Genomic DNA, 17483 nt, shown 5'->3' on the forward strand with positions numbered 1-17483 from the left:
CCCCCCTCACCCCCCCAGGAAGCTGCGCCGGACCTGCTCGTCCGCCAGCAGTTCCTTGCCCGTCCCAGTATGCGCGTTCGCCCCCTGCACCAGGACATAGCCCCGGTCCGCGATGGCCAGCGCCTGCCGGGCGTTCTGCTCGACCATCAGGATGGGGATGCCCGTGCGCGCGACCTCGATGATGCGGTCGAACAGCTCGTCCATGACGATGGGGCTGACCCCCGCCGTGGGTTCGTCCAGCATCAGGACCTTGGGCTTCGTCATCAGCGCACGGCCCACGGCGACCTGCTGGCGCTGCCCGCCCGACAACTCGCCCGCCGCCTGCCGCCGCTTGTCCGCCAGGATGGGGAACAGATCGTAGATCTGCGCCATGGTGCCCCGGATGTCGTCACGCCGGATGAAGGCGCCCATCTCCAGGTTCTCCTCCACCGTCAGGGTGGGGAAGATGTTGGACGTCTGCGGCACGAAGCCCATGCCCGCCTTCACGCGGTCCTGGGGCGTCAGCGCGGTGATGTCCTCGCCGTCCAGCCGCACGCTTCCCTTGCGCAGGTTCAGCATCCCGAACACCGCCTTCATCGCGGTGGACTTGCCCGCGCCGTTGGGGCCCACGATGACCGCGATCTGGCCCGGGTCCACGGCGATGGTGCAATCGTGCAGGATGTCCGCGCCGCTGCCGTAGCCGCCGGTCATGGCCTCGCCGATCAGGAAGGCATTGACGCCCGCGGGTCGGTCGGACGGTTCGGGCGCCGTGCCCGCGCCCATCGTGCCGCCCTGCCCCGGCTTCGTGATCGACCGGTCCTTGTTGCCCCGGTCGTCGGCGTAGGGATTCGCCCGACCGCTCACGCCACGCGATCCCGAGCATGCGCTCTGTCAAATCCCGAAACGCGCAACGCCATCCCGGCGAACGCCGTATGCACGGGGGGTGTACGGGGGGTGCACGGGGGGTGTACGCGCATTTTCCGCACCGGGGCGGAAATCCGCGACGATATGAAACACCTCACGCGACCTGATCCTTGTTCTTCAGGCCCGTGCCCAGATACGCCTCGATCACCTGCTCGTCGGCCTTGATCCGGTCCAGCGTCCCTTCGGCTAGGACCTTGCCTTCGGCCATGACGATGACGGGGTCGCAGATCTTGCCGATGAAATCCATGTCGTGCTCGATCACCACGAAGGTATAGTTCCGCTCCCGGTTCAGGCGCAGGATCGCATCGCCGATCGTGTTCAGGAGCGTGCGGTTCACGCCGGCCCCCACCTCGTCCAGGAACACGATCCGGGCGTCGACCATCATGGTGCGCCCCAGTTCCAGCAGCTTCTTCTGCCCGCCCGAAATGTCCGACGCCCGCTGGTCGGCCAAATGGGCGACGGTCAGAAAGTCCAGCACCTCGTCCGCCTTGGCGCGCAGCGCGCGCTCGGCGTCCGCGATCCGACGGCGCCCGAACCATGTGTTCCACAGCGACTCGCCCGCCTGCCCGCCGGGCACCATCATCAGGTTCTCGCGGCAGGTCATCGACCCGAACTCGTGCGCGATCTGGAACGTGCGCAGCAGGCCCTTGTGGAACAGCTCGTGCGGCGGCAGCCCGGTGATGTCCTCGCCCGCCATCGTCACCGTGCCGGAAGTCGGCTTCAGCACGCCCGCGATCACGTTGAACAGCGTCGTCTTGCCCGCCCCGTTGGGCCCGATCAGCCCCGTGATCGAACCGGGCGCGACCGTCAGCGTCGCCCCGTCCACGGCCCGGAAGCCGCCGAAGTGCCGGTGCAGGTCATGGACCTCGATCATGTCGTGCGGACCCCTTCCACGCGACGGCCCCGGGCGTCGAACCCGGGGCCGCGCGACGTCAAGCCAGAACGGCGATCAGCGGAAGCCGACCATCTGCTCGGCACCGCCCTCGAACGTCACCTCGCGGTAATTGCCCGCGGCCTCGCCCGGTCCGATCAGGTTCACGCCGGTCGCGCCGACATAGTCGATCTCGCCGCCATCGGCGAGGATCTGCAGGCCACGGGCCAGCTCGCCCGCCTGGATCTCCTCGCCCGGGCCGTTTGCCACGTTCAGGACCTCGTCCTTGTAGACCGACGGATCGGTGGACCCGGCCGCCTGCATCGCCAGCATCAGCAGCGCTGCGGCGTCGTAGGCCTCCGGCGCGAAGGCCCCGGTCGAATCGAACGCGTCCCCCGACAGCTCGCCGAAGCGGCTCGCCAGCTCTTCCGGCGGGGAAGGGTTGGCACCCATCGAGCCGTCGATCTCGTCGCCGAAGTTCTCGACCAGCTGGTTCCCGATCATCCCGTCCGGGAAATAGAACGTGTCGAACGCGCCCGTGTCCAGGGCGGAACGCACGATGCCAGAGCCGCCCGAATCGACATAGCCCGCGACCACCAGCAACTCGCCGCCCGCGGCACCCAGGGCGCCCACCTCCGCCGAATAGTCGGCACGGTCGTCCTCGTGCGCGGCGTTGATCGTCACGCTGCCGCCCCGCTCCTCGAACGCGGCCTGGAAGCTGTCGGCCAGACCCTTGCCGTAGTCGTTGTTCGTATAGGTGACGGCGACTTCCTCGATCCCCTTGTCCATCAGGGCTTCCGCCATCACGACGCCCTGGCGGGCATCCGACGGGGACGTGCGGAAGAACAGGCCGTTATCCTCGACCGTGGACAGGCCGGGCGACGTGGCGGAGGGCGAGATCATGACGATGCCGTTGGGCATCGCGACGTTCTGCAGCGTGGCCCCCGTCTCGCCGGAGCACATGCCGCCGACGATGCCCACCACGCCGTCCGACGTGATCAGGCGCTCGACCGCCGCAGTCGCCGCGGACGCATCGATGCAGGTCGAGTCGGCCCGCACCGTTTCCACCGTCACGCCGTCCAGCAGCGCGCCGCTCTCGTTGACTTCGGCGACCGCGAACTCGGCGGCGGCGCCCATGTCGACCGCCATCGATTCCAGCGGGCCGGTGAAGCCCAGGCTGATGCCGATCTTGACGGGGCTGTGGCCGTCCGCGAACGCGGCGGTGGCGGCGAGGGTCGCGGCCGTGGCCAGCAATACCTTCTTCATTCGTTCGACTCCCTGTTGGAACGTTGTCCGGCGCGCAGCCTAAGCGGCGGTCGCCTGATTGGAAAGCATCGAATCCGAGCAATCCCGCCCTTTCCCGCAAGCCCGCGGGCGCCCATATTGCCCCTGGTTGCACGAACGGAGGATCGGCATGCCGCTGGATCGACTCGTCCTTCTCCTGGTGACCGTGCTCTGCGCGGCGGGCGCGACCGTCTGGCTGGTCGCCTGGGCCACCGCGTCGGCGCACCTGCCCATCGGCTGGGCCCTGATCGTGCCGATCATGCTGGTGGGTTACGTCCTGTGGCGCGTGGTGGCGGACAGGTTGGCCGACCGGCGCGACGACCCCTACGACGGAATGGATCCGTGACGTCCCCCGCCATGCTGATCGTGACCGTCGACGCCCCCCCGGGCCGCGAGGTCGCGACCGTGCTGGGCTTGGCCAAGGGCTCCACCGTGCGGGCCAAGCATATCGGATCGGACATCGTGGCGAGCCTGCGCAACTTGGTGGGCGGCGAGGTCAAGGAATACGGCGCGCTGCTGACCGGTGCGCGCGAGCAGGCCATCGACCGAATGGTTGCCGACGCCCGCGCGATGGGGGCGGACGCCGTCGTGGGCATGCGCCTGGAAACGTCGCACATCGCGCAGGCCGCGTCCGAGGTCGTGGCCTACGGCACCGCCGTCACCCTGCGGTGAGGCGCGGACGCCGCCCCGGCGCGCCTCCGCCGCCGACCCGCCCCGCCACCCCGCCGCGCCCGCCCGCCGATGCCGCGGGCCGCGTCCTAGTCGTCGCCTGCGGCGCGCTGGCCCGCGAGATCGGGGCCGTGACGCGGGCGGGCGCATGGTCTCACCTCGACCTCCATTGCCTGCCCGCGATGCTCCACAACCATCCCGACCGCATCGCCCCCGCCCTGGCCGACGCGCTCGACGCCCGGATGGAGGCCTATGGCCGGACCTTCGTCGCCTATGCCGATTGCGGGACGGGGGGCGCGTTGCGGAAGGTCTGCGAGGCGCGTGGCGTGCCCATGATCGCCGGGCCGCATTGCTATGCCTTCTTCGAGGGGGAGGCCGAGTTCGCCGCCCATGGCGAGACGGACGCCTTCTACCTGACGGACTTCCTGGCCCGGCAGTTCGACGCCTTCGTGATCGAACCGCTGGGGCTGGACCGCCACCCGGAGCTTCGCGACGCCTATTTCGGCAACTACCGCGCGCTCGTCTACCTGGCCCAGACCGACGACGCCGCCCTGACCGCCCGCGCCCGGGCGGCGGCGGATCGCCTCGGACTGACGTTCGAGCGACGGTTCACCGGGTTGGAGTCGTTCGCCCACGCCCTGGGTCCCGTCGCCGCGCGCGCCTGAACGGTCACACGCCGCAGACGATCACCGACGCTCGCCACGGCGTCGCATCCCCCTCGTTGGCGAGCGTCTTGATGGTCAACTCCATGTGGCCCACGGCGCGGCGCAGCCTTTCTTCCTCCTCCGCCTCCGGGTGGTCCATGTCGAGCACCATCGTCACCCGCCCCTGCAAATCGGCGGGGGACAACTCGTCCGACAGCGTCCACTCCGCCAAGCGCACCTCTCCCACGCCTTCGCGGGTCAGATAGTCCATCGCCGTCCGCGCCGCGGGCAGATCCGCATCCGAACAGGTGAACACCGTCACGTCGATCTGACTGGCATCGCCCGCATCGCGCGCGCCCACCGCTGTTCCGGCGAACCGGCCGGGATCCCAGATCCGCGCCGCCGCGGCGTCCGGCGCCTCGCAGTCCAAGGGATCGTCGGGGGTGTGCGTGTCCAGCACGGAACAAGCCCAGTCGCGATAGGTCGTGCCCGTCGCGGCGACCGGCGATTCCAGGATGTCGAACGCGATCCGCATGACCTCCACGTCGACCTCTCGGTTGGCGACGTCGCGGTCCAGGATGCCCGACAGGAACGCGCCCGCCGTCGCCGCGATGCCTGCCGCGAACCCCAGCACCGGTCCCAGGATCCCGGACGTCTTCGCGTCGCGCTCCTCCTCCGCCATCCGTTCCCTCCGCCTCGATGGTGGTCCCAGGATGCACGCCCGCCCACCCCCGCGGTAGTGGGGTTATCCCCACCCCGCCGCGCGCCCTTCACCCCATCGGGTTCGTGCCCTAGACCGGCCCTGTCAGGACCGGAGAAACGAATGACCGACCCCGCGATCACGCCCGACCTGGTGGCGGCCCACGGACTGACGTCGGACGAGTACGACCGCATCCTGGACATCGTGGGACGCGAGCCGACCTTCACCGAACTCGGCATCTTCTCGGCGATGTGGAACGAGCACTGCTCCTACAAGTCGTCCAAGCGCTACCTCCGGACCCTGCCCACCACCGGGCCCCAGGTCATCTGCGGACCGGGCGAGAACGCGGGCGTCGTGGACATCGGGAACGGCCTGGCCTGCGTCTTCAAGATGGAGAGCCACAACCACCCCTCCTACATCGAACCCTACCAGGGCGCGGCGACCGGCGTGGGCGGCATCCTGCGCGACGTGTTCACCATGGGCGCGCGGCCCGTCGCGGCGATGAACGCGCTATCCTTCGGCAGCCCGGACCATCCCAGGACGCGCCGGCTCGTCCACGGGGTGGTCGAAGGGATCGGCGGGTACGGCAACTGCTTCGGCGTGCCCACGGTGGGCGGCGAGATACGCTTCCACCCCTCCTACGACGGCAACTGTTTGGTCAACGCCTTCGCCGCAGGCATCGCGCGAAGCGATGCGATCTTCTATTCCGCCGCCTCCGGCGTGGGCCGCCCGGTCGTCTATCTGGGCGCCAGGACCGGACGCGACGGCGTGGGCGGGGCCACGATGGCGAGCGCGGAGTTCGACGACACGATCGAGGAGAAGCGCCCCACCGTCCAGGTCGGCGACCCCTTTACCGAGAAGCGCCTGATGGAGGCCACGTTGGAGCTGATGGTCACCGGAGCCGTCGTGTCGATCCAGGACATGGGCGCCGCCGGCCTGACCTGTTCGGCGGTGGAGATGGGGGACAAGGGCGGCTTGGGCATCCGCCTGGACCTGGACCGCGTCCCCGTGCGCGAGGATGCGATGACGGCCTACGAGATGATGCTGTCCGAGTCCCAGGAACGCATGCTGATGGTCCTCGACCCCGAACGCGAAGCGCAGGCCCGTGCCGTGTTCGATAAGTGGGAACTCGACTTCGCCGTCGTGGGCGAGACCATCGCCGATGACCGCTTCGTGGTGGTCCACGGGGGCGAGACGATGGCCGACCTGCCCCTGTCCACCCTGGCGTCCAGCGCCCCCGAATACGACCGCCCGTGGGACCCCACGCCTCCCCCCGACCCCCTGGGGCATGTCGAACCCGTGGACCCGATCGACGCCTTGCGCGCCATCGTCGGCAGCGCGGACCATTGCGCGAAGGACTGGGTGATCCGTCAGTACGACACGCAGGTCATGGCAGACACGCTCGTCGTGCCGTCCCACGACGCTGGCGTTATCCGCGTCCACGGCACGGACACGGCGCTGGCCTTCACCGCCGACGTGACGCCACGCTACGTCGTGGCCGACCCGGTCGAAGGCGGGCGGCAGGCGGTGGCGGAAGCCTACCGCAACCTCGTCGCGCGCGGCGCCAGGCCCCTGGCCGCGACCGACAACCTCAACTTCGGCAACCCCGAGAAGCCGCGCATCATGGGTCAGCTCGTGGGTGCGATACAGGGCATCGGCGAGGCATGCGACGCGCTGGGCATGCCGATCGTGTCGGGCAACGTGAGCCTCTACAACGAAACGGACGGCCGCGGCATCCTGCCCACCCCCACCATCGGCGCGGTGGGCCTGATCGAGCCAGCTGGCAGCCGCATCGCGGGGCGCGCGCGGGCCGGGATGGTGGCCCTGCTGCTGGGCCATCCGGGCACCCATATGGGCCGATCGGCGTTCCTGTGGTGCGTGCAGGGCCGCGAGGACGGCGCCCCCCCGCCCGTCGACCTCCAGGCGGAGCGTGCGCATGGCGCGTTCCTTCTGGCCAATCGCGCCTACGTCACGGCCTGCACCGACCTGTCCGACGGCGGCCTGGCGCTTGCGGCGTTCACCTTGGCGGAGGCCGGCGGCACGGGCGTCGCGCTGGACGTGTCCGATCAGGCGGTCTTGTTCGGCGAGGACCAGGCCCGCTACCTCCTGGCCGTCACCTTCGACGCGGCGGAGGCCCTGATGGTCGCCGCCGGCAAGGCGGGCGTGCCCCTGTCCATGGTGGGCCAGTTCGGCGGCGACAGCGTGACGCTGGGCAACAGCAGCGCGGGGCTGGCGGACCTGTCCGCGGTGTTCCGCGAACGGTTCGAGCAGGTGTTCGGTTAAGGAAGCCGGAGCAAGCGGTCCGCAGGACAGCCCTGGCAGCGCATCTCGTGAACCAACCACGATCAGTTCGCGCGGCGCGCCTCGTACCGTTTCCAAACGTCCATGCGGCCTTTCTGCCGCGCATTGGCCAACCACATGCGTTTGCGGGCCCCGGAAACCTCGTACCGCAAATATCGACCACCGGAATGCTTTGGCCAGTCAATCGCGAGGCCCAGCTTGACCATTTCCGCGGACAGGTCGCGTCCGTCCTTCAATGTACATCGAGCCACCAGGCGGCCGTAGTGATCCGCTTCCATGAGTGTTGCGGTCACGTCCTGTCCCTTGCAAAGGCCGATCAACGCCCACTTCGCCTTGTTACCATACGGATGATCGATCTCGGGAGCGTCGATACCGAACAACCTGATCGAGGTCCGACCTATTATCAGAGTGTCGCCATCCACGATCCGGGCCCGGCCCTCTATGACGATCGGCTGCGAGACAATCCTGCCGGTTTGGTGGTCCGGCGCCGCGCCCGTAGGGGGTGCGGGAGGCGATTGATGTCTGTCCAAACGCTTCGGTTCGGACCAATAGGCCTGACTGGACCGCATCGCGTGGGCCACGAGCCGCCCGACGAGGATTACCGCGACGATCAATCCGACGCCGATCATCAGTGGATCCATGTCTCGACCTCCTACAGGCAACCGCGCTGCCGTAGGCCATGAAACATGCTGACCAGAAGCAGATCGGTTATGTTTCGCGCTGCATGGCGACGTTAACCAACGGCTTTCTGTTTCGATTTCTCAGTAATCCGGTCCAATCACGACATCACTCTATTAGGTGTCTGGTCCTACCAGGTGACCTGTTGCTTAAACCCCCTCCAATATCATGATCTGCGCCTCCCCGGCCCCCTCCCGATGCGCCTTCGCGGACTGGTATTCGGCGGATCGATAGCACGCCAGCGCGGCGTCCATGCTGTCGAACTCGATCACGACGTTGCGAGGACGGCTCTCTCCTTCCAGCGCCTTCAGCCGGCCGCCACGGGCCAGCACGCGGGCGCCGTGCTTCGCGAAGGCCTCGGTCGCGCCCGCGGCGTACAGCGCATAGGGTTCGGGATCCGTGACCGTGACGTGGGCGATCCAATAGGCTTTGGGCATGGTGCGGCATCCTGCATGTCGATTTGCGGTTGAATAAGCCCCCGATACCGGCAGTCTGTCCACTTGGATCTCTCACGGGGAACGACGATGACCGAAGCGATGCGGCTGGACGGGATACGCGCGGGGCGGCTGGGGCCGGACGACCTGGCGCGCAACTTCGGCGACCTGCATCCCGGTCTGGATGCGCACGAAGCGACGGTGGCGGCCGATCGCTGCTACTTCTGCCACGACGCACCCTGCATCGCGGCCTGCCCGACCGACATCGACATTCCCCTGTTCATCCGCCAGATTCAGACCGGCCAGCCGGAAGCGGCGGCTAAGACCATCTTCGACCAGAACATCATGGGTGGCATGTGCGCCCGCGTCTGCCCGGTGGAAACGCTGTGCCAGGAAGCCTGCGTGCGCGAGGCCGCGGAAGGCAAGCCGGTCGAGATCGGGCGCCTGCAGCGCTATGCGACCGACGCGATGATGGCGGCGGGCGAGCATCCCTACGCCCGTGCGCCCGACACCGGCAGGCGCGTGGCCGTCGTCGGCGCGGGACCGGCGGGGCTGGCCTGCGCGCACAGGCTGGCGATGCATGGCCACGCCGTCACCGTGTACGACGCTCAGCCCAAGCCCGGCGGCCTGAACGAATACGGCATCGCCGCCTACAAGACCCCCGACGGCTTCGCCCAGGCGGAGGTCGACTGGCTCCTGAAGATCGGCGGCATCGCGATCGAGAACGACAAGGCCATCGGCAAGGGCCTGTCGCTGTCCGCGCTCCGCTCCGACTTCGACGCGGTGTTCCTCGCCGTGGGCCTGGGCGGCGTCGGCGCGCTGGGCCTGGACGGCGAGGACGCGGCGGGGGTCGAGAACGCGGTCGACTTCATCGCCGCCCTGCGCCAGCACGACGACCTGACCACCCTGCCCATCGGACGCCACGTCGTCGTGATCGGCGGCGGCATGACCGCGGTGGACGCCGCCGTGCAGGCCAAGCTGCTGGGCGCGGAGGTGGTGACCATCGCCTATCGCCGTACGCGCGACCGGATGCCTGCCTCCCGGTGGGAACAGGATCTCGCGGCCAGCCATGGCGTCCGCCTGGCCTTCGGCCTGGTGCCGCACGCGCTGCACGCCCGGGGTGGCAAGCTGCGCGAGGTCGAGCTGGCTTACGTGAACCCGGACATGACGCCCACGGGGGAAACCGTGCGGGTCCGCGCCGACCAGCTCTTCCGCGCCATCGGGCAGAAGCTGGAAGCGGTCGAAGGACTTGACCTGGCAGGCGGCAAGATCGCCGTCACCGGTGCGGGCCGCACGTCGCTGGATGACGTCTGGGCCGGCGGCGACTGCGCCGCGGGGGGCGAGGATCTGACCGTCACCGCGGTGGCCGAGGGACGGGACGCGGCGGAGGACATTCACGGAAGCCTGTCGTCATGAGGGCGCTCCTGCTCGCATCGATTGCGGTCGCGATCGCGTCCGGCGGAGTCCAGGTGGCCTCGGCCCAGACCGGGCCTGGCATGACGCCCCCGCAGGCGGAGATGCTGCGCGGCATCGTGCGGGGCTTCTCCGCGGCCTGCGAGGAGAATTGCGACGCGGCAGCGAAGGGGGCCGAATGCATCGCCGGCTGCTATTGCATCGTGGGCCAGCTATCGATGCGCATCGATCCGGCCACCCTGCCCGACCTGCCCGATCCCCCCGGACCGCCGACGCAGGACGTGATCGTCGCCTTCGTGACGGACAACCGCGACGCCTTCGCGTCGTCCTACGCCGAATGCGGCGTGCCGATCGAATGACCCGAGCCGGGAAGGGTTCCATGACAGATCCGACGACAACCCCCGCGGGGATCGAGTTCCGCCGGCCATCCCGGCCTACCGTGGCCGCGACCACGGACGGGGGCCGCAGCGTTCCATGCCCGTTCATCCCGGGCCGGGGCGCGGCTGCATGATGGACGGCTCGGCGGACAGGACGCGGCCGAGCTGCCTGATCGTCTATGGACCGCTGCGGGGCGGCACGACGCTGCTGCGTTTGATGATCGACGGGCATCCCCGCCTGTCATGCATCGACGAAACGGACTTCCTCGTCGATCACCTCCACCACGACGAGGACGGTTGGCGTTACGACCGGACGGAGCTCGAAGCGGACCGCATCTATCGTGGCAGCGGCGTGCGCATCCCCGAAGGGCTGGACGGGCGCGACGCCTTCCGCGACATGGTCCGTCAGATCGCCAGCGCATCGGACACGCTGCCCGTACTGATGCTGCATCGCCGGATCGAGGTCGCGTCGGCGATGGTGCCCGACGCCGCGATCCTGCGCTTCACCCGTGACCCGCGCGATTCCGCCCGGTCCGCCATCGGCATGGGCTGGGCGGGCGACGTCTGGCACGGCGTCGTCCCGTGGATCGAGACAGAGCGGGACTGGCAGGCCTTCGCCGCCACGGAGCCAGCCCATCCGATCCTGACCCTGCGGTTCGAGGACCTGGTCTCCGCGCCGGAGGAAGGCCTCCGCGCCCTATGCGCCTTCGTCGGCCTGCCCTACGATCCCGCGATGCTGTCCTATCCCGACCATACGACCTACGACGCGCCGGATGCCAAGCTCGCCGATCAGTGGAAGCGCAAGCTGACGCCCCAGCAGATCGCCTTGGTGGAACACCGGGTCGGCGACCTGCTGCCCGGCTCCGGCTATGCCCTGTCCGGGGCGCCGCCGCCCGCCCCGTCCGCGTGGATGCAGGCGCGCCTGCGGCTGTCGAACCGCACGTTCGTATGGAGGGATCTGATCCGCCGCTATGGCATCGCGGATCCCGTCCTGCGCGGCGTCGGCCGCCGTCTGAACATCCCCGCCCTGCGCCGCGGTCCCGAACGGCGCATGGACGAGAAGACCGTCAAGTACCTGAAGTGACCCGCCGCGCCCCGATCGGGGCCGGGACCCGAACCGAGAGGACGACCGAACCATGGCCGATCTGACCACCGACTTCATCGGCATCCGCAGCCCGAACCCCTTCTGGCTGGCCTCCGCCCCGCCGACGGACAAGGAATACAACGTCCGCCGCGCCTTCGACGCGGGATGGGGCGGCGTCGTGTGGAAGACCCTGGGCGCCGAAGGCCCGCCCGTCGTCAACGTGAACGGCCCCCGCTATGGCGTGATCCACGGCGCCGACCGCCGCGTGCTGGGCATCAACAACATCGAGCTGATCACCGATCGACCGCTCCAGACCAACCTGGACGAGATCGCGCGGGTCAAACGGGACTATCCCGATCGCGCGATGATCGCATCCATCATGGTGCCGTGCGAGGAAGAAGCCTGGAAGGCCATCCTGCCGCGGGTCGAGGATACGGGATCCGACGGGATCGAGCTGAACTTCGGCTGCCCGCACGGCATGTCGGAACGCGGCATGGGGTCGGCCGTGGGCCAGGTGCCCGAGTACATCCAGATGGTCGCCGAATGGTGCAAGCATTACACGCACCTCCCCGTCATCGTGAAGCTGACCCCCAACATCACCGACATCCGCAAGCCCGCCCGGGCGGCGAAGGCCGGGGGCGCGGACGCGGTGTCGCTGATCAACACGATCAACTCCATCACCGCCGTAGATTTGGACGATTTCGCGCCCGAACCCACCATCGATGGCAAGGGGTCGCATGGCGGCTATTGCGGCCCGGCGGTGAAGCCCATCGCCCTGTCCATGGTGTCCGAGATTGCCCGGGACCCCGAAACACGCGGCATGCCGATCAGCGGCATCGGCGGCGTGACGACTTGGCGCGACGCGGCGGAGTTCATCGCCTTGGGTTGCGGCAACGTACAGGTCTGCACCGCAGCCATGACCTACGGCTTCAAGGTCGTGCAAGAGATGACGGCCGGCCTGTCCCGCTACATGGACGAGAAGGGATACGCGTCGATCGAGGACTTCCGCGGCCGCGCCGTGCCCAACGTCACCGACTGGCAGCACCTGAATCTGAACTACGTCACCAAGGCTCGCATCGACCAAGACGCCTGCATCAAATGTGGCCGCTGCTATGCCGCCTGCGAGGACACGTCGCACCAGGCCGTCGCCATGTCCGCCGACCGGACATTCACCGTAGTCGATGAGGAATGCGTCGCCTGCAACTTGTGCGTCGACGTCTGCCCGGTCGAGGACTGCATCACCATGGAACGGCTGGAAGCCGGGACGACCGATCCCCGCACCGGCCGGATCGTGCAGGCCGAGCCCGCCGACTGGACCACCCACCCCAACAATCCCGGCTCCCCCAACTACGTCCCCGCCGGCCAGGACACGATGGTCAGCGAACCGGCCGAGTAGGCCGGCTTACGGACACACGCGCGGCACGAACGTTCACGGTCCGCCTGGACGGTCGGATGCGTGCCGCACGTCATCGGATCAGGGGCGACGGTCCTTGTGAACGGGGGGCGTACGGGGCGCGCCCACCGCGAACGGTGGCGAACCGGGGTTGACCGACGCGCCGCTCGACGATCCGGTTCAGTGACCCAGGATCTGGCTCAGGAACAGTTGAGTGCGCTCGTTCTGGGGGTTCTTGAAGAACGCTTCCGGCTCGTTCTGCTCGACGATCTGACCGGCATCCATGAAGATCACCCGATTCGCCACCTGACGCGCGAATCCCATCTCGTGGGTCACGCACAGCATGGTCATCCCCTCCTCCGCCAACTGGATCATCGTATCGAGCACCTCCTTGATCATCTCGGGATCGAGGGCCGACGTCGGCTCGTCGAACAGCATGATCTTGGGTCGCATGCAAAGGGACCGCGCGATGGCCACCCGCTGCTGCTGGCCTCCGGACAGCTGGCCCGGATACTTGTTGGCCTGATCGGGGATCTTGACCTTCTCAAGGAAGTACATGGCCGTTTCCTCGGCCTCGCGCTTGGGCGTCTTGCGTACCCAGATCGGGGCCAGGGTGCAGTTCTCCAGGATGGTCAGGTGCGGGAACAGGTTGAAGTGCTGGAAGCACATCCCGACCTCGGACCGAATCTTGTCGATGTTCTTCAGGTCCGACGACAATGGGATTCCGTCAACGACGATGCTGCCCTGCTGGTGTTCCTCCAGGGCGTTGATGCAGCGGATCAGCGTGGATTTGCCCGACCCGGACGGCCCGCAGATCACGATGCGTTCGCCCCGGAACACGGTCAGGTCGATGTCGCGCAGGACGTGGAACTGGCCGAACCACTTGTTCATGTCCGTGATCTTGATCGCGACCTCATCGCTGACCTTCATCGCGGCGGTACGGTCGCCGTCCGTGTTGGTGTCCAATGCAGCCATGGTCGCCCCCTAGCGATGGTCGGTCCGCAACTGGCGTTCCAGCCATTGCGAGTATTGCGAGATGCCGTAGCAGACGACGAAGAAGAGGATGCAGGCCGCCGCCCACAACTCCCAATAGACGCCGACCCAGTCGGTGCTGGACAGGATCGGCCCGCGGATCAGCCCCACCAGGTCGAACATCGAGATGACGCTGACCAACGTGGTATCCTTGAACAGACCCACCGCGACGTTGACGATACCGGGGATGGAGATCTTCAGCGCCTGGGGCAGGATGATCAGCCGCATAGCCTGCGGATAGTCCAGGCCCAGGCTGTCTGCCGCTTCGTACTGGCCCTTCGGCAGGGCGGCCAGGCCGCCGCGGATGACCTCCGCGATGTAGGCCGATGAGAAGGCCGTGATCATGATGATGACCCGCACGATCAAATCGAAGTTCGATTCCGGCGGAAGGAAGTAGGACAGCACCACGTTCGCCACGAACAGCAGGGTAATCAACGGCACGCCGCGGATGAACTCGATGAAGACGACGCAGAAACCCTTGACCACCGGCAAACGGGACTGGCGACCAAGTGCCAGTGCGATTCCGATCGGCAGCGACAGCGACACGCAGACGACGCCCAAGATCAGGTTCAGCATGAATCCACCCATGGCCCGGCTCTCCACCGGTTCCAGGGCCAGCACGCCCGATGCCGCCTCGACGACGAAGCCGCCGAGCCACCAGACCGCGACCGCGGTGGCGACCGCCGCCAACAGGCCCGGCACGAAGCCCCGCCGCTCGACCCGTGTGAACACCACGTAGCCCGCGGCGATTCCCATGGCCACGAAGACCGGCGAAAGGACGGAACCGCCCCAGATCAGCCAATAGGCCACGAACGGGTACAGCGCTGTCAGCGCGAGCGTCCAACGGGGAAGGAACATCGCGAACAGCGCAGGCGGCACGGCGACGAACAGCAGGAAGAACGCGACGGTGGGACGCCAGCGCAGCTCATCGGGGTACTGGAACCCGTACAGCAGCTGTGGCCAGCGTTCACGTATGACCGCGAAGCAGGCCCCGCCCGAATCGCCAAGGATTTCACGGCATTCGCGGATGTCGTCGCCTTGCCAAGTGCCATTGACGATCCACGGGATCAGTCCCGACAGCAGATACCATGCGATCAGCACGCCTATGATCGTCATGACCGTGTTGGCGACCGAGGAGAACAAGTTCTCCCGCATCCACTTCACGGCCCCCGTCTCACGCGTGGGGGGAGGGGCCGCTGGGATCTCCGTGTCCCGGACGAAGGCCACGGAATGGGCGTGCGCATCGCTCATCTCAGCGCTCCTTCAACCGGACGGCGTTGTTATAGACGTTCATCACCGCGCTGATCGCCAGGCTGAACGTCAGATAGAACAGCATCAGCAGCAGAATGCATTCCAGCGCCCGACCCGTCTGATTCAGAGTGATGCCACCCAACGTGCCGGTCAGATCCATGTAGCCGACCGCGATCGCGAGCGATGTGTTCTTCGTGATGTTCAGATACTGGCTGATCAGCGGCGGGATGATGACCCGCAGCGCCTGCGGCAGCACGACCAGCGACATGACCCGACGGGGCCGTAATCCCAGCGCGGCCGCGGCCTCCGTCTGGCCGCGGCTGACGGCCAGAATGCCGGCGCGAACGTTCTCGGCAATGAATGCGCCGGTATAGATCGACAGCGCGAACCACAGCGCGATGAGCGACGGACGCAGCGTGAACCCGCCTTCGAAGCGGAAGCGCCCCATCTCCGGGTTCTCCACCCCGATGGGGCGGCCCAGGGCGAAATATGCGATCACCGCCGGCAGGATCAGGATGGCCAGCGTCGGCAGGAGCGTCCCGACCTCGCGCCCATGGGCGTACAGTTGGTTCCGGGCCCAGGCGCGAAAGGCGAAGACCCCTGCAACGGATGCCAACAGGACGATCGCGACCAGCCAGCCCTGCTCGGCAAAGACCAGACGCGGCACGAAGACGCCCTGGTTGGTCGCGGCCATCATGCCAAACAGCAGGCCCCGATCGGGATCCGATCCGTCGCGTGGAATCCGGAACTCCGAGATTGGGGGGAATGTGTTCGCCGCGACGGTGAAGATGATAATGATCCAAATCAGCACCGGGATGTTGCGGAAGATCTCGACGTAGATCGACATCAGCTTGGACACGATCCAGTTGTTCGACAGGCGCAGCACGCCCGCGAACACCCCGAACACGGTCGCGGTGATGCAGGCGAGGAACGCGACGATCAGCGTGTTGATGGCCCCGATCACGGTCGCGCGCAGGTGAGTGTCCTGGCTGTCGTAGGGGATCGGCTGCTGGTTGATGTCGTAGCCGGCCGGCGTCTGGAGGAAGCCGAAGTCAATGCCGACCTGCGCCAGCACGGGATTGTTGATCGCGTTATTGATGAGCCAACCGAACCCGAGGAACAGCAGCACCAATGCGATGAACTGGAAGGTATAGCTGCGATAGCGGGTGTCGTTGATCAGCTGGCTGAGTTGGAATGCGCCGCCGCTGCCGGAACGCCGTCCCGGATCTTCTGTGATCGCCATCGGTTTCCCCCCGGCACTGTACCGGCCTGCCCTTGACGATGTCGCGGCCTTCGGACCGTCTGTCATCCATCGTCAGGCGTTTCGTCGCGCGGATGCGCGAAGGGGCGCGGAATTCCGCGCCCCATGCTTGATGTGCTTACCGGAAGGGCGGCGAGTAGATCAGGCCGCCATCGGTGTACTGGGCGTTCAGGCCGCGCGCCAGGCCGATGGCCGTGGACTCGCCGATGTTGGTGTCGAACACCTCGCCATAGTTGCCGACCGCGGCGATGGCGTTCTTCGCCCAATCGGCGTCGAGACCGATCATCGCGCCCAACTCACCCTCGGTGCCCAGCAGGCGGTTGATCTCTGGGTTGTCGCCGGGGGACGCCGCCATGTCCTCGACGTTGTCCTGGGTCACGCCCAGCTCTTCCGCCGTGATCATGGCATTCAGCGTCCAGCGGACGATATCGGCCCACTCGCTGTCACCGTGACGGACCAGGGGGCCCAGCGGCTCCTTCGAGACGACTTCGGGCAGAATCACGCTGTCGTCGGGATTCTCGAAACCCGCGCGCTGCGCAGCCAGAGCGGAACGGTCGGTGGTGTACACGTCGCAGGCACCGGCCAGGTACTGCTGCACCGCTTCCGCGCCCGTCTCGATCGGCACCGGCTCATAGGACATGCCGTTGACCCGGAAGAAGTCCGCGAGGTTCAGCTCGGTCGTGGTGCCGGTCTGGATGCAGACGGTCGCGCCGTCCAGTTCCGTCGCGGAGGACACGCCGAGGTCGGCGGGGACCATGAAGCCTTGACCATCGTAGTAGTTCACGCCGACGAAGTCGAACTTCAAGTCGGTATCGCGTGAGAACGTCCACGTGGTGTTCCGCGCGAGCATGTCGATTTCGCCCGACGCCAATGCGGTGAAGCGCGTCTTGCCCGTCGTCGGAACGAACTCGACCGCCTCGGGGTCGCCGAGGACGGCGGCGGCGACGGCGCGGCAGACGGCCACGTCGAAGCCCTGCCACACGCCGTTGGCATCGGGCTCGGCGAAGCCGGGAACGCCGGTGGTCACGCCGCAGTTCAGGGTACCACGCTCCTGCACCTGGTTCAGCGTCTGCGCCTGCGCGCCGATCGCGACCAGGCCGGCGGCGGCGGCGGTGGCGACGAAGATCGTCTTGTTCATAGTTACCTCTTCCTATTGGACCGTACGTTTCCGTCCGGCGCCGGGCCGCG

18 protein-coding genes are annotated in these 17483 nt (G+C 67.6%); 8 read left to right on the top strand and 10 right to left on the bottom strand.

The features are described 5' to 3' along the window. Positions 1-6: 6 nt before the first annotated feature. From P0084_RS10645 to P0084_RS10655, 3 genes are all read right to left on the bottom strand, one after another. The gene (locus P0084_RS10645) at positions 7-843 is read right to left on the bottom strand and encodes an ABC transporter ATP-binding protein (RefSeq protein WP_308916826.1); all 837 of its coding nucleotides are present in this window, start codon (positions 841-843) and stop codon (positions 7-9) included. Between the two features lie 154 nt (positions 844-997). After that, entirely contained in the window at positions 998-1777 is a 780-nt protein-coding gene (locus P0084_RS10650; protein WP_308916827.1) for an ABC transporter ATP-binding protein, read from the bottom strand. Positions 1778-1852: 75 nt separating this feature from the next. After that, a complete protein-coding gene (locus tag P0084_RS10655; RefSeq protein WP_308916828.1) occupies positions 1853-3040 on the bottom strand; it encodes an ABC transporter substrate-binding protein in 1188 nt (395 codons plus the stop codon). 148 nt (positions 3041-3188) lie between these two features. Here P0084_RS10655 and P0084_RS10660 point away from each other — a divergent pair, with 148 nt between their 5' ends. From P0084_RS10660 to P0084_RS10670, 3 genes are read left to right on the top strand one after another with little or no spacing between them, the layout of a single operon-like run. Beyond that, entirely contained in the window at positions 3189-3404 is a 216-nt protein-coding gene (locus P0084_RS10660; protein ID WP_308916829.1) for a hypothetical protein, read from the top strand. Next, entirely contained in the window at positions 3401-3730 is a 330-nt protein-coding gene (locus P0084_RS10665; protein ID WP_308916830.1) for a YbjQ family protein, read from the top strand. Before P0084_RS10660 ends, P0084_RS10665 begins: the two co-directional genes overlap by 4 nt. After that, complete coding sequence (locus tag P0084_RS10670) at positions 3727-4392, top strand: DUF1638 domain-containing protein (protein WP_308916831.1); 666 nt, start codon at positions 3727-3729, stop codon at positions 4390-4392. The genes P0084_RS10665 and P0084_RS10670 overlap by 4 nt, the downstream gene beginning before the upstream one ends. 4 nt (positions 4393-4396) lie before the next feature. On the opposite strand, the gene P0084_RS10675 is transcribed toward P0084_RS10670, so the two are convergent. Then, complete coding sequence (locus tag P0084_RS10675; protein WP_308916832.1) at positions 4397-5053, bottom strand: hypothetical protein; 657 nt, start codon at positions 5051-5053, stop codon at positions 4397-4399. A gap of 141 nt (positions 5054-5194) precedes the next feature. Between P0084_RS10675 and purL the strand changes: the two genes are divergently transcribed. Beyond that, the gene (purL, locus tag P0084_RS10680) at positions 5195-7354 is read left to right on the top strand and encodes a phosphoribosylformylglycinamidine synthase subunit PurL (RefSeq protein ID WP_308916833.1); all 2160 of its coding nucleotides are present in this window, start codon (positions 5195-5197) and stop codon (positions 7352-7354) included. A 62-nt stretch (positions 7355-7416) separates the two neighbouring features. Here purL and P0084_RS10685 read toward each other — a convergent pair whose 3' ends face one another. Beyond that, positions 7417-8013 carry a thermonuclease family protein gene (locus P0084_RS10685; RefSeq protein WP_308916834.1) on the bottom strand — a complete coding sequence of 199 codons (597 nt, stop codon included), beginning with the start codon at positions 8011-8013 and terminating at the stop codon, positions 7417-7419. 186 nt (positions 8014-8199) lie between these two features. Continuing rightward, positions 8200-8487, bottom strand: a complete 288-nt coding sequence (locus P0084_RS10690; protein ID WP_308916835.1) for a DUF1330 domain-containing protein — start codon at positions 8485-8487, stop codon at positions 8200-8202. A gap of 87 nt (positions 8488-8574) precedes the next feature. Here P0084_RS10690 and P0084_RS10695 point away from each other — a divergent pair, with 87 nt between their 5' ends. The 4 genes from P0084_RS10695 to preA all read left to right on the top strand — a co-directional run bounded on the left by P0084_RS10695 (position 8575) and on the right by preA (position 12754). Then, positions 8575-9900: an NAD(P)-dependent oxidoreductase gene (locus P0084_RS10695; RefSeq protein ID WP_308916836.1), complete on the top strand. Its 1326-nt coding sequence runs from the start codon at positions 8575-8577 to the stop codon at positions 9898-9900. After that, positions 9897-10256, top strand: a complete 360-nt coding sequence (locus P0084_RS10700; RefSeq protein ID WP_308916837.1) for a hypothetical protein — start codon at positions 9897-9899, stop codon at positions 10254-10256. The genes P0084_RS10695 and P0084_RS10700 overlap by 4 nt, the downstream gene beginning before the upstream one ends. A gap of 115 nt (positions 10257-10371) precedes the next feature. Then, positions 10372-11358, top strand: a complete 987-nt coding sequence (locus P0084_RS10705; RefSeq protein ID WP_308916838.1) for a sulfotransferase family protein — start codon at positions 10372-10374, stop codon at positions 11356-11358. Between the two features lie 52 nt (positions 11359-11410). Next, positions 11411-12754, top strand: a complete 1344-nt coding sequence (preA, locus tag P0084_RS10710) for an NAD-dependent dihydropyrimidine dehydrogenase subunit PreA (RefSeq protein ID WP_308916839.1) — start codon at positions 11411-11413, stop codon at positions 12752-12754. Positions 12755-12931: 177 nt separating this feature from the next. Here the strand turns inward: preA and P0084_RS10715 are convergent, their stop codons facing one another. From P0084_RS10715 to P0084_RS10730, 4 genes are all read right to left on the bottom strand, one after another. Continuing rightward, complete coding sequence (locus P0084_RS10715; RefSeq protein ID WP_308916840.1) at positions 12932-13726, bottom strand: amino acid ABC transporter ATP-binding protein; 795 nt, start codon at positions 13724-13726, stop codon at positions 12932-12934. Between the two features lie 9 nt (positions 13727-13735). Then, positions 13736-15034, bottom strand: coding sequence for an amino acid ABC transporter permease (locus P0084_RS10720; RefSeq protein WP_308916841.1), 1299 nt, complete (start codon positions 15032-15034; stop codon positions 13736-13738). Position 15035: 1 nt separating this feature from the next. Beyond that, complete coding sequence (locus tag P0084_RS10725) at positions 15036-16277, bottom strand: amino acid ABC transporter permease (RefSeq protein WP_308916842.1); 1242 nt, start codon at positions 16275-16277, stop codon at positions 15036-15038. A gap of 136 nt (positions 16278-16413) precedes the next feature. Beyond that, the gene (locus tag P0084_RS10730) at positions 16414-17433 is read right to left on the bottom strand and encodes an amino acid ABC transporter substrate-binding protein (protein ID WP_308916843.1); all 1020 of its coding nucleotides are present in this window, start codon (positions 17431-17433) and stop codon (positions 16414-16416) included. Positions 17434-17483 lie beyond the last annotated feature (50 nt).

Source organism: Jannaschia maritima, assembly GCF_030973515.1.
GTDB classification, from domain to species: domain Bacteria; phylum Pseudomonadota; class Alphaproteobacteria; order Rhodobacterales; family Rhodobacteraceae; genus Jannaschia; species Jannaschia maritima.